Origin of the sequence: Croceicoccus sp. Ery5, assembly GCF_020985325.1 — a bacterium.
In the GTDB taxonomy this organism is placed as follows: Bacteria; Pseudomonadota; Alphaproteobacteria; order Sphingomonadales; family Sphingomonadaceae; genus Croceicoccus.
Window position 1 is genome coordinate 2137633 of the sequence record NZ_CP087587.1, and the last position, 24400, is coordinate 2162032.

Sequence of the window (24400 nt, forward strand, 5' to 3'; positions counted from 1 at the left end):
CGGCAGGCGGGTCTCTGCCGCCTGCCGCGCCTTTTGCGCCGGATGTCGGGTTCAGTTGGCGATCTTGTCCGCCGCCTTGTCCGCGGCATTGCCGATGGAATCGGCTGCATTGCCAACGCTATCCGCTGCATTGGCGATGGCGTTATCCTTGGCGATTTCGGCATCCTGTCCCTGCATCAGGACAAAGCCGCCGACCAGCGCGATGATCACCACCAGCACCAGCAGCATCATGCCCTTGCCGGACGATCGCTGCAGTTCGGTATCGCGGATCACTTCGGTGGTCGTATGCGTGTTGCCGTCGGGCGTTTCGACGCGGGTAATACGTTCTTCGGTCATGCGAATATCCCCTTGAAACAATGAAGGGGAAACGTCGGTGCGCGTGAAACGGTTCCGCCGGGGCCCGCTGTCCGCACCGCGATCCGTCCGCCGGACGCACGGGTATCGACCCGCACCAGCCGGGGCGAACAGGCCGAAATCGATATCCGAAACGAAAACGGCGGGGAGTTCACCCCGCCGTTCGTTCGTCAATCATTCATCAGCGAATCGATGGTACGCCGGAAACCGCGCGCCCCGCCGTCAGCAGGGCGTTTCAAACCGTCCAGCCACGCGGCGATATCGCCGATACCGTCATTGTCGTTAAACGCATTGTGTTCGTGCACTTGCGCATACATCTGTTTCATGCTCGCCCTCATTCCATACCGAGCCGATGTACTGGAAACTTGCAGATTTGACAGAGTTGTCAATAGATCAGAGAGATTGTCACGAAAACGAAATGAATGGTCTTTTGTATCCAAAACAACGACCGAATATTTCCTGCGATTGCTTGCAGGGCTCGCACTGATGCATGATTGCGCAAGCGATTTTTCGCGGGCTGTTGGCGCGCAGGCGGGACTGACCTCTTCCGACCGCGAAGAGTGGCGCGCGGCACTGGCGATTCTGGGGCGCGAGATGCTGCCTGAGGGGGTCGCATGGCTGAGCGTCGATCACGATGGATTTGCCGAGAGGTTGGCACATCATGTGGCGCGCAAGGACCGCGTGATCGTGCTGGCAGGCCGCGCCCGCACCGCGCGGCGGCAGGCCGCTTTGGCTGCTGGCGCGTTCGAATTCCTGACGACCGGCCCGATCGATTCCGCCGAACTGGCCGCGCGGCTGCGCCTGATCGAAACGGGCAGCGCGCTGCCGCCGGATATCGCGCTGGCGGGCGATCACCTGCGTCTGAACGGCGCGGAGCACGAGCTGTCCGAACGCGAGGCGGAAATCATGGGATTGCTGGTCGAAGCCAGAGGCCGTTTCGTGGCGCATGAGGTTTTGCTGTCGCTGTGGGGACGCCATGCGAACGATCTGCAATATTTGCGCGTCGCCATTGCCAAGCTGCGCCGCCGGATCGAGCCGGAGCCCGACATGCCGCGTTTTCTGCTGAGCGAGGCGGCCATCGGATATCGGCTGGGGACCGGTCGGGGCTGAACCCACGACCCGCTACATATAAAACATCACCAGCAAAATCGACAAAGTGGTCGCCATCAGCACCACCAATGGGACCCCGGTGCGGATGTAATCGCGGAAATTATAGCCGCCCTCTTCCATGATCAGCATATTGGTCTGATAGGCGATCGGCGTCGCGTAACACAGGTTGCAGCCGAACAGCACGGCCAGAATCATCGGTTCGGGCGGAATGCCCAGCGTGTTGGCGATGTTGAAGGCAATCGGCGTACCGACCGTGGCGGCGGCGGCGTTCGATGCGAAATTGGTCAGCAACGTCACGAACAGCATGATCGCCGCCAACACCGCCGCAGGGGGAAGCACTTGCAGCCCTGCCGCCATAATCGCGCCCAGCCATTCGGCTGCCCCGCTTTCCAGAATAAGCCGCCCGACCGCAATACTGGCCGCGACCAGCACGATGACATTGGCGGACAGCGCCCTGCCCACGCGGTCGAACTTGACGCATCCGGTAACGAACATCGCGATCGCCCCACCCAGCGCGGCGATTGCGATGGGCCACAGGCCGAAACTGGCCGTGGCGACCGAACCCACCATGATCGCACCGGCCAGAACGGCCTTTGACCGGCGGGGCACTTCTTTGGCGCCCTCTAGCAGGAGCAAGCGGTCGGTTTCGGCGAATTCCTCAATCTCGGCCATGGGGCCCATCACAAGCAGCACGTCGCCCGCCTTGAGCTGCAGTTCGGAATATTCGTGCCGCCCCTTGTCAGGCCCGCGTTCCTGCTGGTGAATACCCAGCACCGCCACGCCGAATTGGCCTGCCACGCCCGATGACGGAATGGTCAGGCCGACAAGCCGCGATTCTGCCGTGATCGCCATTTCGACGACCACGACATCGGCTTGCTGCGAATGGGCGGCGGCGTTCAGCCGTTCGATCACCCATGCAGGCGCAACGCGGGCCTTGAACACGCGCATCGCTTCTTCCAGAGCATGGTGCGATCCGCTGACGGGCAAACGCGAATTGGCCGTAATCTGACGGTCGAGCGGCCCTTCGAAACGGAAGCCGTCGGGCAGCCTGTCCTCCAGATCGCGGGGGGTTAAGCCGATCAGTTCGGAACTGTCGTCGAACCGCAAAGTCGCGGCGAAAGACCGGCGATGGCGGAGATTCGCGGTGCCGTTGTCGGGTAACAGCCGCGGCATCACCAGCCACAGATATGGCAGCGCGATCAGCGCGGCGATGGCGACGATAGGTGTGAAATCGAACACGCGGATATGGTCCATGCCCAGATCCTCGGCGATAGAGACGACCAGCAGGTTGGTCGATGTGCCGATGGTGGTGGCCATGCCGCCGATCAGCACAGCGGCATTCAGCGGAATCAGCGTTTTCGATGCCGCCATCGCCCCGCGTTCGGCCAAGGCGACGAAAATCGGCAACAACAGCACCAGCACCGGTGTGTCGTTCACCATCATCGACAGCCCCATCGCCATCAGCAACGAGACAAGCATGCCGAGGCGGGTGTCGATCTTCCACACGCTGTCGAGGAAGCGGGTCGCCGGTTCCAGTGCACCGGTCACGACAAGGCCGCGCCCCATGATCATCAGCGCGCAAATGGTAATCAACGCCGGATGCCCGAACCCGGCAAAGGCCAGCATCAGCCCGTCGGTCGGCTTTTGCAGGTCGAGCGGGAAGAAAAACAGGCCAAGCGCGATGATCGCAATGGTGACCAGGCTGACGATCTCTGTCGCGATGCGACCGCGGGCGAATGCGATGAACATGCCCACGGTCAGGACCATGGCGCCCAGCGCGTGATATGTAGGGAAACCGGGCATTACGCTGGCAGATAACAGCGGTTTCGTCGCCACGCCAGCAAGATTGCGCCCCGATGAACGACTTTTGTTACGACGATGGTGCCCCTGGCCCGACTCGAACGGGCACGTCCGAAGACAAACGATTTTGAGTCGTTCGCGTCTACCATTCCGCCACAGGGGCACGCCTTGCGGTTGCAAAACGCCGTGGAGCAGGCCCTTTAGTCAGGGACTGCCCCGCTATCAAGCAGGGAAAACGATCAATCCCCTTTCAGCGCGCCGACCAGCAGCTTGTGCAGCCGCGAATGCAGCGTGTCATTGCCCGCAAGGATGGTCTGGTCGCAGATCGGCAGCGAACGGCCGCGCCAGTCGGAAACGAAGCCGCCCGCCTCGCGGATCAGCAGGCATCCGGCCGCGCTGTCCCACGGCTTCAGCCCTGCTTCCCAGAAGCCTTCGTAACGGCCTGCCGCCACCCATGCGAGGTCGAGCGAGGCCGCGCCGAAGCGGCGGATACCGGCGACACGCGGGCCGATGGCGCCTGCAATCTTCTGCCATTCGGGGAAATTGCCGTGCCCGCCAAAGGGAATGCCCGTCGCAATCAGCGATTCGGACAATTCGCGCCGCGCCGAAACGCGCAGCCGCGCATCGTGCAGCCATGCGCCGCGGCTTTTTTCCGCCCAGAAGCTTTCGTCGGTGATCGGCTGATAGACCAGCGCGGCGGTTACCTCGCCCCATCCGCCGCCACCCAGCTTGGGTTCCTGCACCGCGATGGAAATCGCGAAATGCGGCATGCCGTGAAGGAAATTGGTAGTGCCATCCAGCGGATCGATGATGAAGCGCGGTTTGGTAGGGTCGCCCTCGATCTCGCCCGCTTCTTCCAGCAGGAAGCCCCAGTCGGGCCGCGCGGCGCGCAATTCGTCCCACAGGATGCGTTCTGCCGCCTCGTCCGCCTTGGACACGAAATCGGCAGGCCCCTTGCGGCTGACCTGCAAATGCTCGACCTCGCCGAAATCGCGGCGCAGGCGCGAACCGGCCTTGCGGGCGGCGCGCTCCAACACGCGAATGATACCGGAAACTGCCATTATCTGTGCCTAGCTAAAGGGGGCCTTAGCCCGCCTTCCCTACATAGGTGCGTTCGTAAACGTCGACGACGATGCGCGTGCCGCTTTCGATATGCGGCGGCACCATCACGCGCACGCCGTTTTCCAGAACGGCAGGCTTATAGCTGGACGAAGCGGTCTGGCCCTTTACGACGGCGTCGGCCTCGACAATGGTCGCTTCGACCTGTTCGGGAAGCTGGACCGAAATGGGCTTTTCTTCCCACAGTTCCAGCATGACCTGCATGCCGTCTTCCAGAAAGGCCGCGGCATCGCCCAAAAGGTCCGCGGGCAGGTTGATCTGTTCATAGGTTTCCGTGTCCATGAACACCAGCATGTTACCCTCGGCATACAGGAACTGGAAGTCCTTGGTGTCGAGGCGCACGCGTTCGATCGTATCGGCGCTGCGGAAACGGACATTCGTCTTGCGGCCGTCCTGCAGGTTCTTCATCTCGACCTGCATATAGGCGCCGCCCTTGCCTGGCTGGGTGTGCTGGATCTTGGCGACCTTCCAGATGCCGCCTTCATATTCCAGGATATTGCCGGGACGAATGTCCACGCCGCTGATCTTCATATGCCGATTACCTGCCATTGGGGATCGCGTGCCGACAGCATGGTCGCAGGCGTCCGGTTACATTGATGAGAAAGAGTTGAGCGCGCCCTTAGCGCCTGCCCGCTGCAAGCGCAATCCTGCTCGCTGCAAGCGCAATCCTGCTCGCTGCAAGCGCAATCCTGCCCGCTGCAAGCGCGATCCTGCCCGCTGCGAAGCGCAATCCTGCCCGCTGCGCTTCAAGCGTCGCGAGGCTGGTGGCATGCGCCACAAGCGGCTAAAGTCCAAGATATGAGCAAGCACGAAGCGCCCAACGCCGATCTGGCGGAGCTGATCCGCACGATCCCCGATCATCCCAAGCCCGGGATCATGTTCCGCGATATCTCCACCCTGATGCTAGACGGCGGGGCCTTTGCCGCGACGATCGACCGGCTGGCCGATGCGCTGGCCAACGGAAACGAAGGCGATCCGCCCGAACTGATCGCGGGGATAGAGGCGCGCGGTTTCGTATTCGCTTCCGCCCTTGCCTATCGCCTTGGCTGCGGCGTGCTGATGCTGCGCAAGCGGGGCAAACTGCCCGGTCCGCGCGTGTCGGTCGAATATGCGCTGGAATATGGCACCGACATGCTGGAAATGCATGACGATGCCTGCGGCCCCGGCGCCTCGATCGTGCTGGTCGACGATCTGATCGCAACCGGCGGCACCGCACTGGCCGCGGTCGAACTGCTGACATCGCGCGGCGCGCATGTCGAACAGGCCCTGTTCGTGATCGACCTGCCCGATCTGGGCGGCGCGGACCGGCTGCGCGAAGCAGGCGTCAGCACCCATGCGCTGATCGCGTTCGACGGCGATTGAGTTGTGAATTGACCGGCACGCAATCCCGCTTGCGCAAGACGCATCCAGCAATGTCGGATTTACGGTTTCATTAAATGTATAGATGATCTAGAGGGGCGCCCATGTTCGAAGGACTCGACGCGCTGTTTCTGGCCCGCGCGCAATTCGCGTTCACGGTCAGCTTCCATTTCATCTTCCCGTCGTTCTCGATCGGGTTGGCCAGCTATCTTGCCGTATTGGAAGGCATGTGGCTGTGGACCGGGCGGGAACGCTATCTCGACCTGTTCCGGTACTGGCTGAAAATCTTTGCCATCGCCTTTGCCATGGGCGTCGTGTCGGGCATCGTGATGAGCTACCAGTTCGGCACCAACTGGTCGGTGTTTTCCGACAAGGCCGGACCGGTGATCGGGCCGCTGATGGCCTATGAGGTGCTGACCGCCTTCTTTCTGGAAGCGGGCTTTCTGGGCGTGATGCTGTTCGGCATGGAACGCGTGGGACGCAAGCTGCATTTCGCCGCGACCCTTATGGTAGCCGTGGGCACATTCATCAGCGCGTTCTGGATCCTGTCGGTCAACAGCTGGATGCATACGCCCACCGGCTATGTCATCGGCGCGAACGGACAGTTCCTGCCGGGCGACAGCTGGATCGACATTATCTTCAACCCCAGCTTTCCCTTCCGCCTCGTCCATACGGCGACGGCAGCCTATCTGACGACGGCGCTGGCCGTGGGCGGCGTGGGCGCGTGGCATTTGCTGAAGGACAGGACGAACAAGCAGGCGCGCACCATGTTTTCCATGGCGATGGGCATGGTCATGGTGGTCGCCCCCATCCAGATTTTCGTCGGCGACATGCACGGGCTCAACACTCTGGAACACCAGCCCGCCAAAGTTATGGCCATGGAGGGCCATTTCCAGAGCCATCCGGACGGTGCGCCGCTGATCCTGTTCGGCATTCCCGACAGCGAGCAAGAGACGGTGCATTACGCGGTAGAAATCCCGAAGCTTTCCTCACTAATCCTGAAACATGAATGGGATGCGCCGCTGGACGGCCTCGACACGGTGGCCAAGGAAGATCGTCCGCCCGTGGGCGTGGTGTTCTGGGCGTTTCGCATCATGGTCGGGCTGGGCTTTGCGATGCTGGGGCTTGGCGCGTGGAGCTTGCTGGCGCGGCTGCGCGGCAAATTATACGACTGGTCGTGGCTACACCGCGCGGCGCTGGCGATGGGGCCTGCGGGCTTCGTCGCGGTGATCGCAGGCTGGTTCACTACCGAAGTGGGCCGCCAGCCGTGGACCGTTTATGGCCTGCTGCGCACCGCCGATTCCGCCAGCCCGCTGGATGCCCCGGCCCTTGGCGCATCGCTGCTGGCGTTTATCGTCGTCTATTTCGCCGTGTTCGGCGTAGGCGTCTGGTACATCCTGCGCCTGATGTCGGCCACTCCGCACGATAAGGAAGCCGCGATGCAGCGGCAGGCCGAAGGGCCGATCCGTACGGCGGGCATCGCATCGGGCGGCATTCCGCAGGACGGAGAAGGCTGATGGCTGTCAGTATCGACCTTACCACCATCTGGGCCTTTATCATCGCCTTTGCCGTATTCGCCTATGTGGTGATGGACGGGTTCGATCTGGGCATTGGCATATTATTCCCCACCATCGCAGCAGGGCCAGAGCGCGACCGCGCGATGAACGCCATCGCGCCCGTTTGGGACGGGAACGAGACATGGCTGGTGCTGGGCGGCGGCGGTTTGCTGGCGGCGTTTCCGCTGGCCTATGCGATCCTGCTGCCCGCGACCTATCCGCTGATCATCGCCATGCTGCTGGGGCTGGTGTTTCGCGGTGTCGCGTTTGAATTCCGCTGGCGCGATCCGCGCCACCGCGCATTCTGGGACTGGGCATTTTTCGGCGGATCGCTGGTGGCGGCAATGTCGCAGGGCATGATCCTTGGCGCGATGCTGCAGGGCGTGACCGTGGTGGACCGCGCCTATGCCGGCAGCTGGTTCGACTGGCTGACGCCCTATACGCTGCTGACCGGCGTAGGCACTGTGGCGGGCTTTGCACTGCTGGGTTCGACGTGGCTGGTATGGAAGACCGACGGCCCATGCCAGACCCATGCCTATCGCATGGCGAAAATGTCTGCGTTGGCCACATTCGCGCTGATGGGGGCAGTCAGCCTGTATAATCTGGCGCTGCGCCCCGAATATGCCGACCGCTGGCTGTCCGCGCCGGAAATCTATTACGCCGCACCGGTACCGGTGGTGACCGGCGTGCTGGCAATCTGGCTGATCCGCGCGCTGATGCAGGGGCGCGAGGCGCTGCCGTTCTGGCTGTCGATCGCTCTGTTCCTGATGGGCATGGCGGGTCTGGGCGTGACGATCTGGCCGAATGTCATCCCGCCTTCGCTGACCATCTGGGATGCCGCTGCGCCCGAAAGCAGCCAGATCTTCATGCTGGTGGGCGTGGCGATCACCATGCCGCTGATCCTTGGCTATACGTTCTGGGCCTATTGGGTGTTCCGCGGCAAGGTCGCGGACGAGGGATATCATTGATCGTGCGCAATCCCCCCCTACCCCCCGGCAAGGCGGCGGAAGCGCAGCCGCTGTGGCGGCGGCTGGCGTGGATGGCGGCGATCTGGGCGGCCAGCGTCGCCGTACTGGGCGCGGTCGGCTGGGTGATCAGGCTGTGGATCGCCTGACCGGCGTTACCCCTGCGACTTCAGATATTCGATGATGTCCTTGCGCTTGTCGGGATTCGTCTGACCCATCGGCATGCGTCCGCCCGGCACCAGCTTTGTCGGCGCGGCCAGATATTCGTCCAGCGTCTTATCGTCCCACACCAGACCGGACGATTTCAGCGCGGGGGAATAGTTGAACCCCGCAACCGATCCCGCCTTATTCCCGTAAATCCCATGCAGGTTCGGCCCAATCCGTGCGGGCTCGCCTTCTTCAAAACTGTGGCAGGATTTGCATTGCGCCAGCGACGCCGGTTCGGGCAGAGCCACTGCGGCGACCTGCGTGGCTGCGGCAGCATCGGGCTCAGCCATCACGTCGGCAGGGTCGGCGATCGGTTCAACCATATCGTCCGACTCCGCCTCTGGAACCGCGACAGTCTCGCCGGCGATATCCGCTGCCTCTTCCTCCGGCGCAGAGCCGCATGAAGCAAGCGCCAGCGCCGCAGACGCCAGAACGACCGAGCGAACCCGAATTATCAAAGCCATGCGCGCACCCCCGAAAACCGCAGTCACGCACGATATTGCGCGATTCATCCCGCGCCGCAACAATCGTGCAAAAAATCTCGTCTCTTGACGCTGATGGCGAAAGCTGGCGATGAAGGAACCGTTCCGGATTTGCCCGATTTCACTCTTTTACCGGATTTTTCCAAACGGGAGACCCCCTCATGGCCTCGAACCGCCCTATCGTTGCCGCGCGTGCCACCAGCGCGATTGCCGCCATTGCCCTTTCGCTTTCGCTGGCTGCTTGCGGTGAAACCGCCGGCGATGCCCCCGCCGAAGGCGAAACCGCCGCCACCGAGCCTGCGGCCGATCTGGACATCGTTAAGGTGCGCCACGATAATTTCGAGGAAATCGGCGACGCTTTCAAAGCGATCCGCGGCGAGCTTGAGAAAGGTTCTCCCGATTTTGCCGTAATCCAGACCAATGCCCAGATCATCGATACCAATGCGCAGAAGGTTTCGGGCCATTTCCCCGAAGGCACTGGCCCCGCATCGGGCGCCGACACCGAAGCGCTGGACTCGATCTGGGAAAAGCCCGCCGAGTTCACGGCTGCGCATGAAAAGCTGACAGCGGCCAGCGCGACCATGCTGGCCGCCGCCAATTCTGGCGACGCTGCTGCCGTTGGCGAGGCTGTCAAGGAACTGGGCGGTTCGTGCAAGAACTGTCACGACCAGTTCCGCGAAAAGGACGACTGAACGGAGCCGCCCCATTGACCGAAGCAACCGCCGCGGCACCGGTAAAGCTGTGGGACTTGCCCGTCCGCATTTGCCACTGGAGCTTTGTTCTGCTGATCCCCGCCATGTGGTGGACGGCGGAAAACAATGAAATGGGCTGGCACATGCGGCTGGGCCTGATTCTGCTGGTGCTGCTGGTGTTTCGCGTGCTGTGGGGCTTTTTCGGAAGCTCCACCGCGCGTTTTGCCTCCTTCCTGCGCGGGCCCGGCGCGGTAATTGCCTATTTCCGGTCGTCAGGCGGTGGCCACGCGCCGGCTATCGGTCATAACCCTGCCGGCGGATGGAGCGTGATGGCGCTATTGGGCGCGATGCTCTTGCAACTGGGCATGGGGCTTTTCGCGGGCGATCCCTTTGACGGGGCGACCGGGCCGCTGAACGGACTTGTCGGCGTGATGACGGCGGACAGCCTTACCGAATGGCACGAGAGCTTTTTCTGGGCGCTGGTCGCGCTGATCGCGCTACATGTCGTGGCCGTATTGTTCTATCTGACGGTCAAACGGGACAATCTGGTACGCCCCATGATCACCGGATCGCGCCCTGCGCCTTCCGGAACCGTCGGCATGGCGCCCGTCCCCGCATGGCGCGCGATTGTCTGCCTTGCCATCGCGTTGGTGTTCGCGGGCTGGATCTGGAACGGCGCACCGCCCTTTTAAAACAACTCATCGCCATGGCGACTGACGGCTTTGCTGCGAAAGCAAATATTTACCTTTCTCTTCCAAGAGGGAGCGTGACATTTTTGTGCATTGCAAAAAATATTCGTCGTCCGGGGCTATGACAGGCAGTTATTTTTTGTCACAATATGTTTCTGATGACGCGATCCGTGGGGCCCGGATAGTTTAGTGGGCCCCGGTACTGTTCCGCATAAGTCGCGGAAAACCGGCCGGAATGAGGGCCAAGAGACCGGAGAAGCCGATGAAGAAAATCATGCTTAGTGTTGCTGCTGCATCCCTGCTTGCCGCTGGCCCTGCCATGGCAGCCGATGATGCCCGCGCAAGTGCACCTGCGAAGGAAACCAGCCAGATCGAAGGCACGCCCATTCTGGCTGCCGCCGCACTGGCCGCTTTTCTGGCCGTGATCGTGATCGCCGCCAATGACGATGACGACGACGAGCCGATCAGCGTCTGATCGAACCACACCAATGAAAGGGGCCCGACGCATCAGCGCCGGGCCCCTTTTTAATGCCCGCAATACGGGCCGCGAGAAAGCGATGCCTCAGGCGATCTCGCCCTCGCCCGCGATACCTTCCAACGATTCGCCAGGCATCAGGATATAGCGCCAGATCACCGCGCCGATCGCGCCGCCGATCAGCGGTGCCACCCAGAACAGCCACAACTGGCCCATGGCCGCCGTGTCTGCGAACAGCGCCACGCCGGTCGAACGCGCCGGATTGACCGAGGTATTGGTCACCGGAATGGAAATCAGGTGGATCAAGGTCAGTGCGAGGCCGATGGCGATGGGGGCAAAGCCGCCCGGTACCGCCGTGCTCGTCGCGCCGAGGATCACGATCAGGAAACCCGCCGTCAGCACGATTTCGATCAGCAGAGCCGATGCCATCGCATAGCCGCCCGGCGACAGCGTGCCGAAGCCATTGGTCGCAAAACCGCCCGGTTCCCAGCCAACCTGACCCGATGCGATCACGAACAGCACGGCCGCCGCGATCACCGCACCCACGACTTGCGCCGCCCAGTAGGGGGCAAGATGCTGCCAGCGGAACCGGCCCGCGACAGCAAGGCCCAGCGAGACCGCCGGATTGAAATGGCCGCCCGAAATGCCGCCAACGGCATAGGCCATGGTCAACACGGTCAGCCCGAATGCCATGGAAACGCCCACGAAACCGATGCCCAGCTCCGGAAAGCCAGCGGCCAGCACTGCCGCGCCGCAACCCCCGAATACCAGCCAGAATGTGCCGAAAAACTCGGCTGCCAGATTACGCACCATCGCCCGTATCTCCCGATATGGCGGCACCCCGTGCGCCGCCGTCTGCGCGCCAATGATCCCGCGCGCCGATACATATGGCCCGCCCCGGCGTGCCACCGACCAGAACGCCCCGCCCGCCGGTCGGTCAGGGCCGAACAGGCAGTCGGGGCGATCGTGCTGGCTTCAAGGGAAAAGCCAGTGGGAGAAAGCCGGTGGGCACCCGCATGCGAAAGCCGTACGCAGGCGAAAATCTGCCATTCCCAGCGATGCGGACAATCAGGGTTAACCCGCTGATCGCGAGGGCATGCCCCCCTGCCCCGTACCAGCCGGCTCTTCACCGACCCGTTTTGCCGGGACCCTTTGCAAGCATTATGGCCGCCATGCCCTGTGCCAAGACACAGGACATGACGGCCTGCCGGACGCCGTATGGGGCTGCGTCCGGCGCCTATCGACCGGGGGATCGCTTTCCCTTGTCAGAACGCGATATTGAGAGAGGCTCGCGCGCTGAGGTCGATATTTCCGCTGGTCTGTTCGGCGCCGATACCGATCAGCCAAGCATGGTCCCATCCGCCGCCTTTCAGCCGCGCCTCGGTCGTCCAGCCGCCTTGCAGCGAGGACGGCAGCAGGGTGAAACTGTCGCTTTCCTCGAAACTTGCGGTCAGCGATCCGATGTCGCCTGCCAAAACCGAGCGGTAGCCCGCTTCGAATTCGGCAGTCAGCGGATTGTCGCGGATGTTCTGCCGGTCCAGCCGGAAGCTGCCGACAAGCGAGGGGGTCAGCGCGGTGACGTCGTTGGAGCGTTTGTCCACCGTCAGGGCCAGCGCGTCGATATCGGCACTGGTCTCGTAACCCTTCTCATCCAGACGATAGTGATCGAGCATGATCTTGGGTCGCAAGGTCAGCGTACGGTTGACGCGGTAGTCATAGGAACCGCCGATCATGCCGGTATAGCCGGTCCCCTTCCATTCGCCCGTGCTGTCATAAGTGAATTCGCTGTCGGACACAGTGCCGGTGAAAGTGTTCGACCCGTCCATGTTCGCCCAGAAATAGCCTGCGCGGGCAAAGCCGTAGAAATTCCCGAGACTGGCGCGCCAGTGCGCAGCAACTTCGTATTTCGTGATGTCGACATCACGATAGTCGCCGGTAGAGGAGGTGCCGCTTGACCACGATCCCGATACGCCGAGATAATTGTTACCCAGCCGCTTTTCCCAGCCACCGGACATGCCCCAGCCCGAAACGTCGTAACCGGCAGTGTCGCCCTTGTCCTTGCTGCCGGTCACGTAAAAGGGTTCAAGCCAGATGCCGACCGGCCATTCGTCGAAATGCGCGATATTGTCGGATATGCGTTTCGACGACTGGCGCGAGCTGCGGGTGATGAAATCGAATACCCCGCCTTCGTATTCGGGCAGCATCTGCGCGAACTGACCCTCCAGCGAATCCATGTCCTCGGCCTGCAGGATGCTCGCTTCCAGATAGGCATTCTCGCCCGCCGTCTGCAGCAGCGCGCTATAGGCGGACGAGGCCGCGCTGTTCAGCCCCAGCTCTTCGGGCGTATAAAGCTCGACGTCGACCGTGACCGAATTCTCGTCGCTTGTCAGGCTTGCGCCATAGATCAGCGGCAGATCGTCGATATTGAGCGTGAGCGTATCCTGCCCCGTCATCTGATCTGCGGTCAGGACGGTATAGGAGCCGTCCGCATCCAGAAAATGGGTGATGACCGCATCCAGCGTCGCGCCATCGGCAAATTCCGCGGTGTTGACGTCGAAGCTGGAGGTTGTGCCTGCCTCTCCGTCGATCACCACGCCGAAGGAACCGTCCGCGCCCACGGTCAGGCTGTCGAAGCTGGCCGTTTCGCCGTCGGTAATTGTGAACAGCCCGCCATTGACGGTGACCGACGTATTCACGCCGTTTTCGATCGTGCCATAGAAATGGCTGTCGCCGTTCAGCGTGACGGTGGCGATATCCGATCCGGCATCCAATGTGCCATAGAATTCGGACGTGTCGGCCATGGCAAGATCGAAGCTGCCGCCACCCGAATAGACCGTGCCGCCATAGACGGCATTGCCCGACAGGCTCATCGCATCGTCGCCCGCGGCGAAATAGACGTCGCCGTCGATGATGCCGGTCGAAGCGGTGAGCAGATCGTTGCCCGTGCCGGTCATGATGTCCCCGGTGATGCGGGCATAGATGGTCGGATCGTCGGGATCGTAATCCTCGTCCTCCAGCTCTTCGGCGTAATCGGCCGCGTCTACATCGTTCAGATATTGCGCGATGGTCACACCGCTGGTGTTGTGGCTGAGGTCGAGAGCGATCGTCTCATCCTCGCTCGCGCCCGAAGTCGTGATGAGGCCGGTATTGTCGATCTGGCTCAGCGTGCCCGAAAGGTCGCGGATCGCCACGGCGGAACCCTCGCCCTGCGAAGTGATATTGGCGCGCACCGTGCCGCTGACGTAAAGATCGGGGACCGTGGCGCCTTCGTTGATCAGGATCGCCACCGCGCTGCTGTCGGGCGTCGTCGCCGCGACTGTCCCGCCAACCGATATGCCGTCGGTCAGATCGACCGTGCCGCCCTCTCCCCCGATCACGACGGCGGTCGCGTCGAACGTGCTGTAATAGCCCGAGGCCGTGACCGAACCGTCGATGCCCAGCGAATAGGTGCCATCGCGTGTCTGTCCGCCGCCGATGGTGATATCCTGGTCGCTGCCGATCAGCAGCGCGGGGGATTCGCCATAGCTGGTGATCGAGCCGTTGGTTTCGTCCGCATCGTCGATGCCGTCGCCGTCTTCATCGTCATTATCGGAATCGAGTTCCAGCGGCCGCGCATCGACCAGCACGCCATTGGCGACATCGCCCTTAACCTGAACCGCAGCCACGGATTCGCGCAATTGCGAGCGGGACAGCGTGTAGGTCGTACCGTCGTCGTTGGTATAGCTCAGCGCCTTGGTCAGCGTGCCATCGATCACCAGGATGCCATCGACATCGCCATCGACCAGCAATGCCTGCGTTCCGCGCCCGACCGTGGTGACCGTTCCGCCGACCGAGAAGTCGGTGGCAATGTCTCCGGTCGCGATACCGGTGCTGTAATCCCCGACGACATAGATCGCATTGGTATTGTCGAAACTGCCCGCCCAGCCGTCGGCAAAACGGATACCGGCGGAATTCAGACCCTCGACATAGACCGTGCCGTCGTTCTGGATCGTGCCGGTGGTCGAATCGACCAGAATGCCGGTGCGCCCCGATGCTTCAGCCACGGCGCCGTCGGGGGTGCCATTGCCGTCGTCGTCATCGGGAACGAAGTCTTCCAGCACATAGATGCCGCCTTCGTCGTTGAAGAATGTGCCGTTGGTCCCGCTGGCGATATACAGGCCGTTACGCCCATCCGCATCGTCGGCCAGCACGACACCGTCCTCGTTGATGGTGATCGTTCCATTGCTGTCTATGGTCAGCGGATCGGCGCCGTCCACTTCCAGCGTGGCATCGGTATCGATGGTGATATCGCCATCGACCGAGGTGGCAAGGGCGGTATCGCTTTCGTCATCGACCGTCACATCGGCCCATGCGGGCGTTGCGAGGGCCATGGCCGCGCAAGTCGAGCACAGAAGGGCTCGCTTGAAAGGTACAGGCGTCATGCAATTCTCTCTCTATCGGGGAACGCCGGACGGGGAATCCGGCGGTTTCCTGATGCGGCGCATTGGCCGTGAGCGCGGGGGAGCGCCCATCCATGACGCGGGGCTAGGCAGCGAATGTGGAGGAAACATGGATGCCGCGCCTGATGGCGAACCGGGGCGCGGATTGCCCGCCCAGTCCATTCCGATTGCCCGCCGCGCTATGCTGTCCAGACAATTAAGGGCGTATTCTACCCCCCGCTCAACATGCGCGAAGACGCATTCGGGGGAGGAAATTATGGCACATACCACTTCGCGGGCCGCAGGCCGCATCCTGCATGTTTCGGCTCTGGCCATGGCGACGGCGCTGACAACGCCCGCCCTGACCACACCGGCCATGGCGCAGGACAATATTTCTGACCAGACCGCGACTGCCAGCCAGCAGGCCGGCACCGGCAGCGATATCATCGTCACCGCGCGCCGGCGCGAAGAAGATCTGTCGCGCGTGCCGATCGCGATTACCGCGATGGACAGCAATGATCTGGTCGAACGCGCCGTCGTGTCGGACGCCGATCTGCAGCGCACCGTGCCCGGGCTGACCATCCGGCAGACGCAGGGAAATAACTCGCTCACCTATTCGTTGCGCGGGCAAAGCGCCGATATCTTTTCCGGCTCGCCCAGCGCGGTCATCACCTATTTCAACGAAGTGCCCATCCCCGTCTCGCAATCCTCCAGCTTTTTCGACCTGCAATCGATCCAGGTGCTGAAAGGGCCTCAGGGCACCTTGTTCGGGCGCAATGCCACCGGCGGCGCGGTGCTGTTCACCAGCATAAAGCCGTCGGACGAGTTCGAGGGTTATGTGCGCGGCCGCTATGGCAATTACGATCGTGTCGAGCTGGAAGGCGCGGTCAACCTGCCGATGGGCGAGATCGCGGCGCTGCGCATCGCGGGCAATCTGACCTATCGCGACGGCTATATCGACAATCTCTATACCGGCGACACGCTGGGCGATATCAACCGCGAAAGCCTGCGCGCCAGCCTGCGGCTGACACCCGCCGACGGGGTCGAGAACACTACCGTCGTTCAATATTCGAACAGCCACGGCACCAATACCGGCGCGTCCTATACCTATAGCGTCTATTCGCCGGGCGAGACGAACAACGGCTATGCGCTGACCACCTCATCGGGCTTTCTGTTCAGCCCGCTGGTCGATGTGGCCTTCGGCGAAGGCGCGTGGGACGCCTATCTCGCCGAACATCCCAAGGCCTATGCCCCCGGCCTTCCCGCCTATGTCGAAGAGCAAAAGCGGCTTGGCCTTTACAAGACCAACCACCCCAGCGGCGCGCGCCATTTCGGCGAGAACTGGGCGATTACCAACACGACCGAGTTCGAGCTGAACGACGATCTGAAAGTTCGCAATATTTTCGGCTATATCGACAGTTTCGTCGATTCCCAGCAGCCGCAGCTGGGCGCTCCATTCGCCACGATCCTGACCGAAAACCTCGCCACCGGCGCGGTCGGGAACGAGGAAGACCTGACATCATGGTCAGAGGAAATCCAGCTTCAGGGCGAAGCGATGGACGGAGCGCTGGAATTCATCCTCGGCGCCTATTTCCAGCGGCAGAAGACGGTAACCCAATTTCCGCAGACCTATTTCGAACTTGCGCCGCTCCTGCCCTATACGCCCGCGACCAACCGGTTCCGCATCAAGAACCATACCGATGCGATCTATGGTCAGGCGAGTTTCGAGATCGTCGAAAATCTGACCGTCACCGCAGGCCTGCGCTATACGTGGGAAAAAGTATTTGGCCTGCAATTGCCGGGTTCGGACAATTTCGGCCCACCCCAACAAAAGCGAAGCTATAGCGACCCCAGCTGGGAAGCCGGTCTTGAATATCAGTTGAACCCCGATGTTCTGGTCTATGCCAAGACGCGCGGATCGTTCCGCAGCGGCGGTTATAACGGCACGCTCAGCCCGACCTATGTCGCGTCGGTCGGGGCCAGCAATTTCTTTGATTCCGAAACGACCGAGGATGTCGAACTGGGCTTCAAATATGGCGGATTGCTGTTCGGGCGGCCCGCGACCTTCAACGTGGCACTGTTCCAGCAATGGATTCACGATGTGCAGCGTGTGGAATTCCCCGATCCCGACGGACCCGACGGCCCCGTCGCATCCATTGCCATTACGACCAACGTGCCCGAAGAACGCGTTCGCGGGCTTGAGGCGGAGCTGGCGTTCTATCCGGTGAACTGGCTGCAGATCGGCGGGCAGCTGGCGCTGACCGATGCCGATTACACCGACGGCGATGTGGTGCTGTTCGGCACGCCATTCTCTTACGGTCCGGTCGGAGATACGCCCAAGACGTCGGGCACGGCATGGATGGAATTCTTCCTGCCGATCGATCCCTCGCTGGGCGACATCACGCTGCGCGGCGAAGTCTATGCTCAGGACGGGCAATATTTTTCCAACGCTGCCGACAGCGTGGCCCCGCGCACGCGCCTTCCCGGCTATGCGCTGGTGAACCTGCGCGCGGGGTGGCGCAATATCATGGAAAGCCCGTTTTCGGCCGCGCTTTTCGCCAATAATGTCTTCAAAGAGGAATATTTCGCAGGCGGCATGCAACTGGCGGTTGCGCTGGGGCACAATGCCGCCGTGGTCGGCGAACCGCGCATGTACGGGCTGGAATTGTCGTTCGAATTCTGACCCTTATGGTAGGGCGCGGGGATGCCGTAGAACCCCGCGCCTTTTGCGCTGCAGCATGAACAGATCGGTAAAATCGATCATTGTCAGCAGATTCCTCCGTTTCTCCGAAGTTGTGGCGCGTGATTACAAAGCTTCCGGCGAACGCTGCGACCTCTCGCAGCGCGAACGGCCAACCGAACCGGGGAGTGAATGCATGAGCACGATTTTCACCACGTCCATTTCCACCACCGCAATACGCGCCGCGCTGGTCGCCAGCGTCGCTGCAATGTCGATTGCGCCTGCGCTTGCGCAGGTGGAGAACGAGACCGTTACCGAAGAAGCCGGACCGACCGGCGTCAAACCCGCGGGCATGACCAACGAGGACTGGTGGCCGATGCGCCTCGACCTCACGGCGCTGCGTCAGCACGAAGCGACCAAGGCCAATCCCTATGGTCCCGATTTCGATTATGCCGCCGAATTCGCCAAGCTCGATATGGATGCGGTGAAAGAGGATATACGCAAGACGCTCACCACCTCGCAGCCATGGTGGCCGGCCGATTACGGACATTACGGGCCGTTTTTCATCCGCATGGCGTGGCACAGCGCGGGCACCTATCGCGTTGGTGACGGACGCGGCGGCAGCGACGGCGGCGAACAGCGTTTCGACCCGCTGAACAGCTGGCCCGACAATGTCAGCCTGGACAAGGCGCGCCGCCTCGTCTGGCCGATCAAGCAGAAATACGGCCGCGCATTGTCGTGGGGCGATCTGATGGTGCTGACCGGCAATGTCGCATTGGAAGACATGGGCTTCGACACCGTGGGCTTTGCCGGCGGGCGCGTCGATGCATGGCAACCCGACGTGGTATTCTGGGGCCCCGAAACCGAAATGATGGGCACCGAACGCAGCAATGCGGACGGATCGCTAAAGCGCGGGCTGGCCGCAACGACCATGGGGCTGATCTATGTGAATCCCGAAGGTCCGAACGCCAACCATGATCCGGTATCGGCGGCGGCCGCCATCCGGCTTGCCTTTGGCAATATGGCGATGGACGACGAAGAGACGCTGGCCTTGATCGCGGGCGGCCACACCTTTGGCAAGGCGCATGGCGCGCATAAGCCCGACGATTGCCTGGGCGCGGAACCGACTGCCGCGGGAATCGAGCAGCAGGGCCTTGGCTGGACGAACACATGCGGCAAAGGGCATTCGGAAGACACGATCACTTCGGGTCTCGAAGGCGCATGGTCGGCCGCTCCGACCAGGTTCACCACGCAATATATCGACAATCTGCTGAACTTCGACTGGGAGCTGACCGAAAGCCCTGCCGGAGCCAAGCAGTGGATTCCGACCGATCCGGCTGCGGCCAGCATGGTCCCCGATGCACATATCGAAGGCAAGTTTCATGCCCCGATCATGTTCACCACCGATATCGCACTGAAGGAGGACCCCGGTTTCCGTGCCGTGCTGGAACGCTGGCAGGCCGATCCTACCCTGTTCGCCGACGCTTTCGCGCGTGCATGGTTCAAGCTGACGCATCGCGATCTTGGTCCGCAGGCACGCTATCTGGGGCCCGACGCTCCCCAAGCGACCTATGCGTGGCAGGACCCGCTGCCCGAAGCGACCCTGCCCGCGCCCAGCGCTGCGCAGATCGCGACCGCCAAATCGGCATTGCTCGGTTCCGGGCTAAGCGTTCCCGAACTGGTGCGCGCGGCATGGGCCTCGGCCTCGACCTATCGCGAAACCGATATGCGCGGCGGCGCGAATGGTGCGCGTCTGCGGCTTGATCCGCAACAGGGCTGGGCCGTGAACGACCCTGCCGAGGTGAGCAAGGTGATGGGCGCGATTTCGGCGGTTCAGGCCGATCTGGCGAAAAAGAACATCCGCATGTCGCTGGCCGATCTGATCGTGCTGGGCGGTTCGGCAGCCGTCGAATATGCTGCCCGTCAGGGCGGGCACGAGGTTTCGGTGCCTTTCACGCCGGGCCGCGTCGACGCTACGCAGGAACAGACCGATGTGGAATCGTTCAGCCATCTGGAACCCAAGGCCGATGCCTTCCGCAATTATTTCAGCGCCGGTTCCGAACTCCCCCCTGCAGAAGCCATGGTGGACAAGGCGGATTCGCTGGGGCTGACCGTGCCGGAGATGACCGTTCTGGTCGGCGGGATGCGCGTGCTGGGCGCGAATACGGGGAACAGCGCGAATGGCGTGTTCACCGAAACGCCGGGCACGCTGGACAATGCGTTCTTCACCAATCTGCTGACGATGGAGACGGTTTGGCAAAAGACTGCCAATCCCGCCATCTATGCCGGTAAGGATCGCGCGACAGGCGCCGCGAAATGGACCGCAACACCGGTCGATCTGATTTTCGGATCCAATTCCGAACTGCGCGCCGTGGCCGAGGTTTATGCCTCTGCCGATGCGGAACAGATGTTCGTCGACGATTTCGTCGCGGCATGGACAAAGGTGATGAACGCCGACCGTTATTAATCGGTCGCCATCGCCAAACAATTGCAGGAGGCGGAGACCGATGCGGTTTCCGCCTCCCATTTTTTTCCGGCGGATCAGCCGCCGTAAATGCCGGGTTCGATGCCGGTCGCGCCACTGGTCACTTCGAACAAGGCACCGTCATATTCCGAGTCCGGCAGGCCGGTTGCGGCAGAGGTGACGAACATGCGATCCAGCCCCTCGCCCGCGAAAGCGATATTGGTAATTCTCTTGGCAGGCAGCGGAATTGCACGGTCGAGTGTGCCGTCAGGTGCAAAACGGCTGATCCGCGCGCCGTCCCAATGGGCGACCCAGAGGAAACCCTCCGCATCGGCGGTCATGCCGTCGGGATAGCCGTCGGCATCGGCAAAGCGGATGAACACCTCCCGCTCGCCAAGCCCTTCACCGGTCAGCGCGAAGCGATAGATGGTGCGCAGCGCCGTATCGGAGTGATAGAGCCAGCGCCCGCACGGCGAAAACGCGGGTCCGTTGGGCACCATATAGCCGCCGTCCATCACCTGCCATCTGCCGTCGGGCGCAAGACGATAGAGCGATCCGCGCGCCTCTTCCTCGGCCATGTCCATCGTACCGCACCAGACTGCCCCGTGACGGTCGGCCTTGCCGTCGTTCATGCGATTGCCGGGAAACTGCGGTTCGGGATCGCCAACGGGCTGTATCGCCAGCGGGTCGAGCGTGATGCGCGCAAAGCCGCTTTGAATCCCGCCCAGCAGGCCGCCAGCCTGCCTCTCGACGACCCAACCCAATGGCTCTGGCATGTCCCATCGCCGCAGCGTGCCATCCGTCAGCGACAGCCGGTTGAGCGCGGGAGCGAGGATGTCGACCCAGTAGAGTGCGCTTTCGCGGGCGCTCCACAGCGTTCCCTCGCCCAGACTATCGCGCGTATCGCGCTCTATCTTGCGCCAGTCGGCCATGGCGATACCCCCTTAGTGGTTGTCGCGCGGCAGACCCATGGTCTGGGCGATGCGCTGGTATTTCTCGGCCCCTTCAAGGATCGCGCCAGTGTCCATCTGTCCCACCACATTGCGCTGGATTTCCTGCCACGGGGTCTGCGACGCGGGATAGGGATAGCCGCCCTTCGCTTCCAGATCGGCGCGGCGCTGTGCCAGTTCCTCATCCGAAATCAGCAGGTTCACCGTGCCCTTGCGCAAATCGATGCGCACGCGGTCGCCCGTTTGGATCAGCGCGAGCCCGCCCATCGCCGCAGCCTCGGGGCTGGCGTTCAGGATCGACGGACTGCCCGATGTGCCCGACTGGCGACCGTCGCCAATGCAGGGCAGCGCGGATACGCCTTCGGTGATCAGATATTTGGGCGGACGCATGTTCACCACCTCGGCCGCACCGGGATAGCCGATCGGCCCCGCGCCGCGCATGAACATCAGGGTTTGCGGCGTGATATTCAGCGAGGGGTCGTCGATGCGGTGGTGATAATCCTCAGGCCCGTCGAACACGATGGCGGGGCCTTCGAACGCCTCGGGATCGTCGGGGTTCGACAGATAACGCTGGCGGAATTCGTCGGAAATCACGCTGGTCTTCATGATCGCCGCGTCGAACAGATTGCCCGACAGGACAAGGAAACCCGCTTCCTCGACGATGGGCTGGTCGAAAGCCTTGATAACGCGCTCATCCTCGATCGTGGCCTCGCGGCAATTGTCGCCAATGGTCTTGCCATTGACCGTCATCGCGCCCTCGCGGATCAGGCCCTGTCCCATCAGCTGCGCGACCACCGCAGGCACGCCGCCCGCGCGATAGTAATCCTCGCCCAGAAACTCGCCCGCGGGCTGCAGGTTCACCAGCAGGGGAATCTTGTGTCCATAGGTTTCCCAGTCCTTCAGCGGCAGTTCCACGCCGATATGGCGGGCAATCGCGGCCAGATGGATCGGCGCATTGGTCGAACCGCCGATCGCGGCATTGACCACGATGGCATTGTGAAACGCGTCCAGCGTCATCACATCCGACGGCTTCAGATCCTCATGCACCATGTCCACGATGCGCTTGCCGGTGTGATAAGCGCTTTCCTGACGATCGCGATAGGGTGCGGGGATCGCGGCGGAACCGGGCAACATCATGCCCAGCGCCTCTGCCAGCGAGTTCATCGTCGTTGCCGTGCCCATGGTGTTGCAATAACCGGTCGACGGGGCCGACGATGCGACCAGCTTGATAAAGCCTTCGTCGTCCAGCTCGCCCGCGGCCAGCATCTGGCGCCCCTTCCAGACGATCGTGCCCGAACCGGTCCGCTCCCCCTTGTGCCAGCCGTTCAGCATCGGACCGACCGACAGGGCGATGGCGGGAATATTGACCGTCGCCGCCGCCATCAGCATGGCGGGCGTCGTCTTGTCACATCCGGTGGTCAGCACCACGCCGTCGAGCGGATAGCCGTACAACGCCTCGACCAGACCCAAATAAGACAGGTTGCGATCCAGCCCGGCCGTCGGCCGCTTGCCGGTTTCCTGAATCGGATGGACCGGAAACTCGATCGCAATGCCCCCCGCCTCGCGGATGCCTTCACGAATACGTTCGGCCAGCACCAGATGGTGGCGGTTGCACGGCGACAGGTCGCTGCCCGATTGCGCGATGCCGATGATCGGCTTGCCCGAACGCAATTCCTCAAGGCTGAGCCCGAAGTTCAGATAGCGCTCCAGATAGAGCGAGGTCATGTCGATATTGTCGGGATTGTCGAACCAGGCGCGCGAACGCAGCTTGGGTTTGGGGCTCTCGGTCATGTCAGATTCTCGGGGTCAGGGTTCTACGGACACGCGATAGACCATGACATGCCGGTATGGCTTGCCCGGATCGACGCGCGCCGAGACGAAATCGGGGTGATTGGGTGAATCGGGAAATTTTTGCGGTTCAAGCGCGATGCCGTCTCCCATGCGGTAAAGATGGCCGTTCTTGCCGATATAGGTTCCGTCGATGAAATTGCCGGCATAGACTTGCAGACCCGGCTCGGTGGTCAGCACCTCCAGCTTGCGGCCCGATGCCGGATCGGTCAGGATCGCGGCCAGTTCGGGCTGGGCCGTCACGCCCTTGTCCAGCGCGAAATTATGGTCAAAGCCGCGTCCATAGACGATCTGTTGGTCCGTGCCGTCGCGCAGACCTTCGTTCATCGCCTTGCCCGAGCGGAAATCGAAGACCGTCCCGTCGACCGCGCGCAATTCGCCGGTGGGAATCAGCTTTTCGTTGACCGGCGTATAATGGCTGGCGGGAATGGTCAGCACATTGTCCATCGCCCCCTGCGGCGCACCCTCGCCCGCCATGTTGAAAATCGCGTGATTGGTCATGTTGATCACGGTCGGCTTGTTGGTCGCCGCGCCGAATTCGATCCGCAGCGATCCGGCATCGTCCAGCGAATAGGTCACACTCGCATTTACCGCTCCGGGATAACCTGCCTCGCCATCAGGGCTGACGAGCGAGAGGCGGACGCTGGCGACCCGACCGGACTTTACCGATTCGACTTTCCAGTTCCGGACGTCCCAGCCCTTGCCGCCGCCATGCAGCGAGTTTTCGCCATCGTTCTGCGGCAATTGATAGGTTTTGCCATCCAGCGTGAATTTACCGCCCGCGATGCGGTTGGCATAGCGCCCGATGGTTGCGCCCCAGTAATTTGGACGTTCTTCATAATCGGACAAATTTTCATAGCTGACGGCGATATCCGCCAGATTGCCATTACGGTCGGGAACCAGAAATTCATGCAGCGTCGCACCAAAGCTCAGGATCGACACCGACACGCCGTTCTTGCCGGTCAAGGTGATTTCGGTCACCTCTGTCCCGTCGGCCAGCACACCGGCAGGCTCCTGCGTCGCTTCGGCAGCTTGGGCGAGACTGCCTGTGCCGCAGCCAATCGCGAAAAGGGCCGTTCCGGCCATGATGCTGTAGAGTTTCCTCATTCCCAATATGCTCCCGTTTATGCATGGAGTTATCGTGCCCCATTGACGGAGCGTTGACCCGCATATAGTCCGACAAATAGAAAGAGCGCAAGCCGCTTCGCAATAATGCAGGCCACGCTTTGATC

The 24400-nt window shown here is 62.1% G+C and carries 22 protein-coding genes and 1 tRNA gene; 11 read left to right on the plus strand and 12 right to left on the minus strand.

The window, feature by feature from the left end:
* Window positions 1-51: 51 nt before the first annotated feature.
* Both LOZ74_RS10085 and LOZ74_RS10090 read right to left on the minus strand, forming a co-directional pair.
* Window positions 52-336 (minus strand): hypothetical protein, encoded by a 285-nt coding sequence (locus LOZ74_RS10085; protein WP_230291099.1) that lies wholly within the window; start codon window positions 334-336, stop codon window positions 52-54.
* A 188-nt stretch (window positions 337-524) separates the two neighbouring features.
* The gene (locus LOZ74_RS10090) at window positions 525-680 is read right to left on the minus strand and encodes a hypothetical protein (protein ID WP_230291100.1); all 156 of its coding nucleotides are present in this window, start codon (window positions 678-680) and stop codon (window positions 525-527) included.
* Window positions 681-840: 160 nt separating this feature from the next.
* On the opposite strand from LOZ74_RS10090, the gene LOZ74_RS10095 reads away from it, so the two are divergent.
* Window positions 841-1464, plus strand: coding sequence for a helix-turn-helix domain-containing protein (locus LOZ74_RS10095; protein WP_230291101.1), 624 nt, complete (start codon window positions 841-843; stop codon window positions 1462-1464).
* Window positions 1465-1476: 12 nt separating this feature from the next.
* On the opposite strand, the gene LOZ74_RS10100 is transcribed toward LOZ74_RS10095, so the two are convergent.
* The 4 genes from LOZ74_RS10100 to efp form a co-directional block, all read right to left on the minus strand.
* Window positions 1477-3267: an SLC13 family permease gene (locus tag LOZ74_RS10100; RefSeq protein ID WP_230291102.1), complete on the minus strand. Its 1791-nt coding sequence runs from the start codon at window positions 3265-3267 to the stop codon at window positions 1477-1479.
* A gap of 76 nt (window positions 3268-3343) precedes the next feature.
* Window positions 3344-3427: transfer RNA gene (locus LOZ74_RS10105), tRNA-Leu, on the minus strand.
* A 76-nt stretch (window positions 3428-3503) separates the two neighbouring features.
* On the minus strand, window positions 3504-4328 hold the full coding sequence (locus LOZ74_RS10110) for an inositol monophosphatase family protein (RefSeq protein ID WP_230293863.1): 825 nt from the start codon (window positions 4326-4328) through the stop codon (window positions 3504-3506).
* Window positions 4329-4350: 22 nt separating this feature from the next.
* Window positions 4351-4914 (minus strand): elongation factor P, encoded by a 564-nt coding sequence (gene efp / locus LOZ74_RS10115; RefSeq protein ID WP_230291103.1) that lies wholly within the window; start codon window positions 4912-4914, stop codon window positions 4351-4353.
* Here efp and LOZ74_RS10120 point away from each other — a divergent pair.
* The 5 genes from LOZ74_RS10120 to LOZ74_RS10140 all read left to right on the plus strand — a co-directional run bounded on the left by LOZ74_RS10120 (window position 4892) and on the right by LOZ74_RS10140 (window position 8412).
* Entirely contained in the window at window positions 4892-5185 is a 294-nt protein-coding gene (locus LOZ74_RS10120; RefSeq protein WP_230291104.1) for a hypothetical protein, read from the plus strand. The two genes, efp and LOZ74_RS10120, sit on opposite strands and share 23 nt — an antisense overlap.
* Window positions 5182-5745, plus strand: a complete 564-nt coding sequence (locus LOZ74_RS10125; RefSeq protein ID WP_230291105.1) for an adenine phosphoribosyltransferase — start codon at window positions 5182-5184, stop codon at window positions 5743-5745. The genes LOZ74_RS10120 and LOZ74_RS10125 overlap by 4 nt, the downstream gene beginning before the upstream one ends.
* Before the next feature lie 101 nt (window positions 5746-5846).
* A complete protein-coding gene (locus tag LOZ74_RS10130; protein WP_230291106.1) occupies window positions 5847-7259 on the plus strand; it encodes a cytochrome ubiquinol oxidase subunit I in 1413 nt (470 codons plus the stop codon).
* Window positions 7259-8266 (plus strand): cytochrome d ubiquinol oxidase subunit II, encoded by a 1008-nt coding sequence (cydB, locus tag LOZ74_RS10135; protein WP_230291107.1) that lies wholly within the window; start codon window positions 7259-7261, stop codon window positions 8264-8266. Before LOZ74_RS10130 ends, cydB begins: the two co-directional genes overlap by 1 nt.
* Before the next feature lie 2 nt (window positions 8267-8268).
* Window positions 8269-8412 carry a DUF2474 domain-containing protein gene (locus LOZ74_RS10140; RefSeq protein ID WP_370638819.1) on the plus strand — a complete coding sequence of 48 codons (144 nt, stop codon included), beginning with the start codon at window positions 8269-8271 and terminating at the stop codon, window positions 8410-8412.
* Window positions 8413-8418: 6 nt separating this feature from the next.
* Here LOZ74_RS10140 and LOZ74_RS10145 read toward each other — a convergent pair whose 3' ends face one another.
* On the minus strand, window positions 8419-8934 hold the full coding sequence (locus LOZ74_RS10145) for a cytochrome c family protein (protein WP_230291108.1): 516 nt from the start codon (window positions 8932-8934) through the stop codon (window positions 8419-8421).
* Between the two features lie 179 nt (window positions 8935-9113).
* Between LOZ74_RS10145 and LOZ74_RS10150 the strand changes: the two genes are divergently transcribed.
* The 3 genes from LOZ74_RS10150 (at window position 9114) to LOZ74_RS10160 (ending at window position 10808) form a co-directional block, all read left to right on the plus strand.
* Window positions 9114-9644, plus strand: coding sequence for a cytochrome c (locus tag LOZ74_RS10150; RefSeq protein ID WP_230291109.1), 531 nt, complete (start codon window positions 9114-9116; stop codon window positions 9642-9644).
* Window positions 9645-9658: 14 nt separating this feature from the next.
* Complete coding sequence (locus tag LOZ74_RS10155) at window positions 9659-10336, plus strand: cytochrome b/b6 domain-containing protein (protein ID WP_230291110.1); 678 nt, start codon at window positions 9659-9661, stop codon at window positions 10334-10336.
* A 259-nt stretch (window positions 10337-10595) separates the two neighbouring features.
* Window positions 10596-10808 (plus strand): hypothetical protein, encoded by a 213-nt coding sequence (locus LOZ74_RS10160; protein WP_230291111.1) that lies wholly within the window; start codon window positions 10596-10598, stop codon window positions 10806-10808.
* An 87-nt stretch (window positions 10809-10895) separates the two neighbouring features.
* On the opposite strand, the gene aqpZ is transcribed toward LOZ74_RS10160, so the two are convergent.
* On the minus strand, window positions 10896-11621 hold the full coding sequence (aqpZ, locus tag LOZ74_RS10165; RefSeq protein ID WP_230291112.1) for an aquaporin Z: 726 nt from the start codon (window positions 11619-11621) through the stop codon (window positions 10896-10898).
* Window positions 11622-12073: 452 nt separating this feature from the next.
* Complete coding sequence (locus LOZ74_RS10170) at window positions 12074-15178, minus strand: autotransporter domain-containing protein (protein WP_230291113.1); 3105 nt, start codon at window positions 15176-15178, stop codon at window positions 12074-12076.
* A 325-nt stretch (window positions 15179-15503) separates the two neighbouring features.
* Here LOZ74_RS10170 and LOZ74_RS10175 point away from each other — a divergent pair, with 325 nt between their 5' ends.
* Window positions 15504-17909, plus strand: a complete 2406-nt coding sequence (locus tag LOZ74_RS10175; RefSeq protein ID WP_230291114.1) for a TonB-dependent receptor — start codon at window positions 15504-15506, stop codon at window positions 17907-17909.
* Between the two features lie 193 nt (window positions 17910-18102).
* Window positions 18103-20373, plus strand: coding sequence for a catalase/peroxidase HPI (gene katG / locus LOZ74_RS10180; RefSeq protein WP_304505951.1), 2271 nt, complete (start codon window positions 18103-18105; stop codon window positions 20371-20373).
* A gap of 74 nt (window positions 20374-20447) precedes the next feature.
* Here the strand turns inward: katG and LOZ74_RS10185 are convergent, their stop codons facing one another.
* The 3 genes from LOZ74_RS10185 to LOZ74_RS10195 are packed head-to-tail and all read right to left on the minus strand — an operon-like array spanning window position 20448 to window position 24275.
* The gene (locus LOZ74_RS10185) at window positions 20448-21302 is read right to left on the minus strand and encodes an SMP-30/gluconolactonase/LRE family protein (RefSeq protein WP_230291115.1); all 855 of its coding nucleotides are present in this window, start codon (window positions 21300-21302) and stop codon (window positions 20448-20450) included.
* Between the two features lie 12 nt (window positions 21303-21314).
* Complete coding sequence (locus LOZ74_RS10190; RefSeq protein ID WP_230291116.1) at window positions 21315-23111, minus strand: IlvD/Edd family dehydratase; 1797 nt, start codon at window positions 23109-23111, stop codon at window positions 21315-21317.
* Window positions 23112-23126: 15 nt separating this feature from the next.
* Window positions 23127-24275, minus strand: coding sequence for an aldose epimerase family protein (locus LOZ74_RS10195; RefSeq protein WP_230291117.1), 1149 nt, complete (start codon window positions 24273-24275; stop codon window positions 23127-23129).
* Window positions 24276-24400 lie beyond the last annotated feature (125 nt).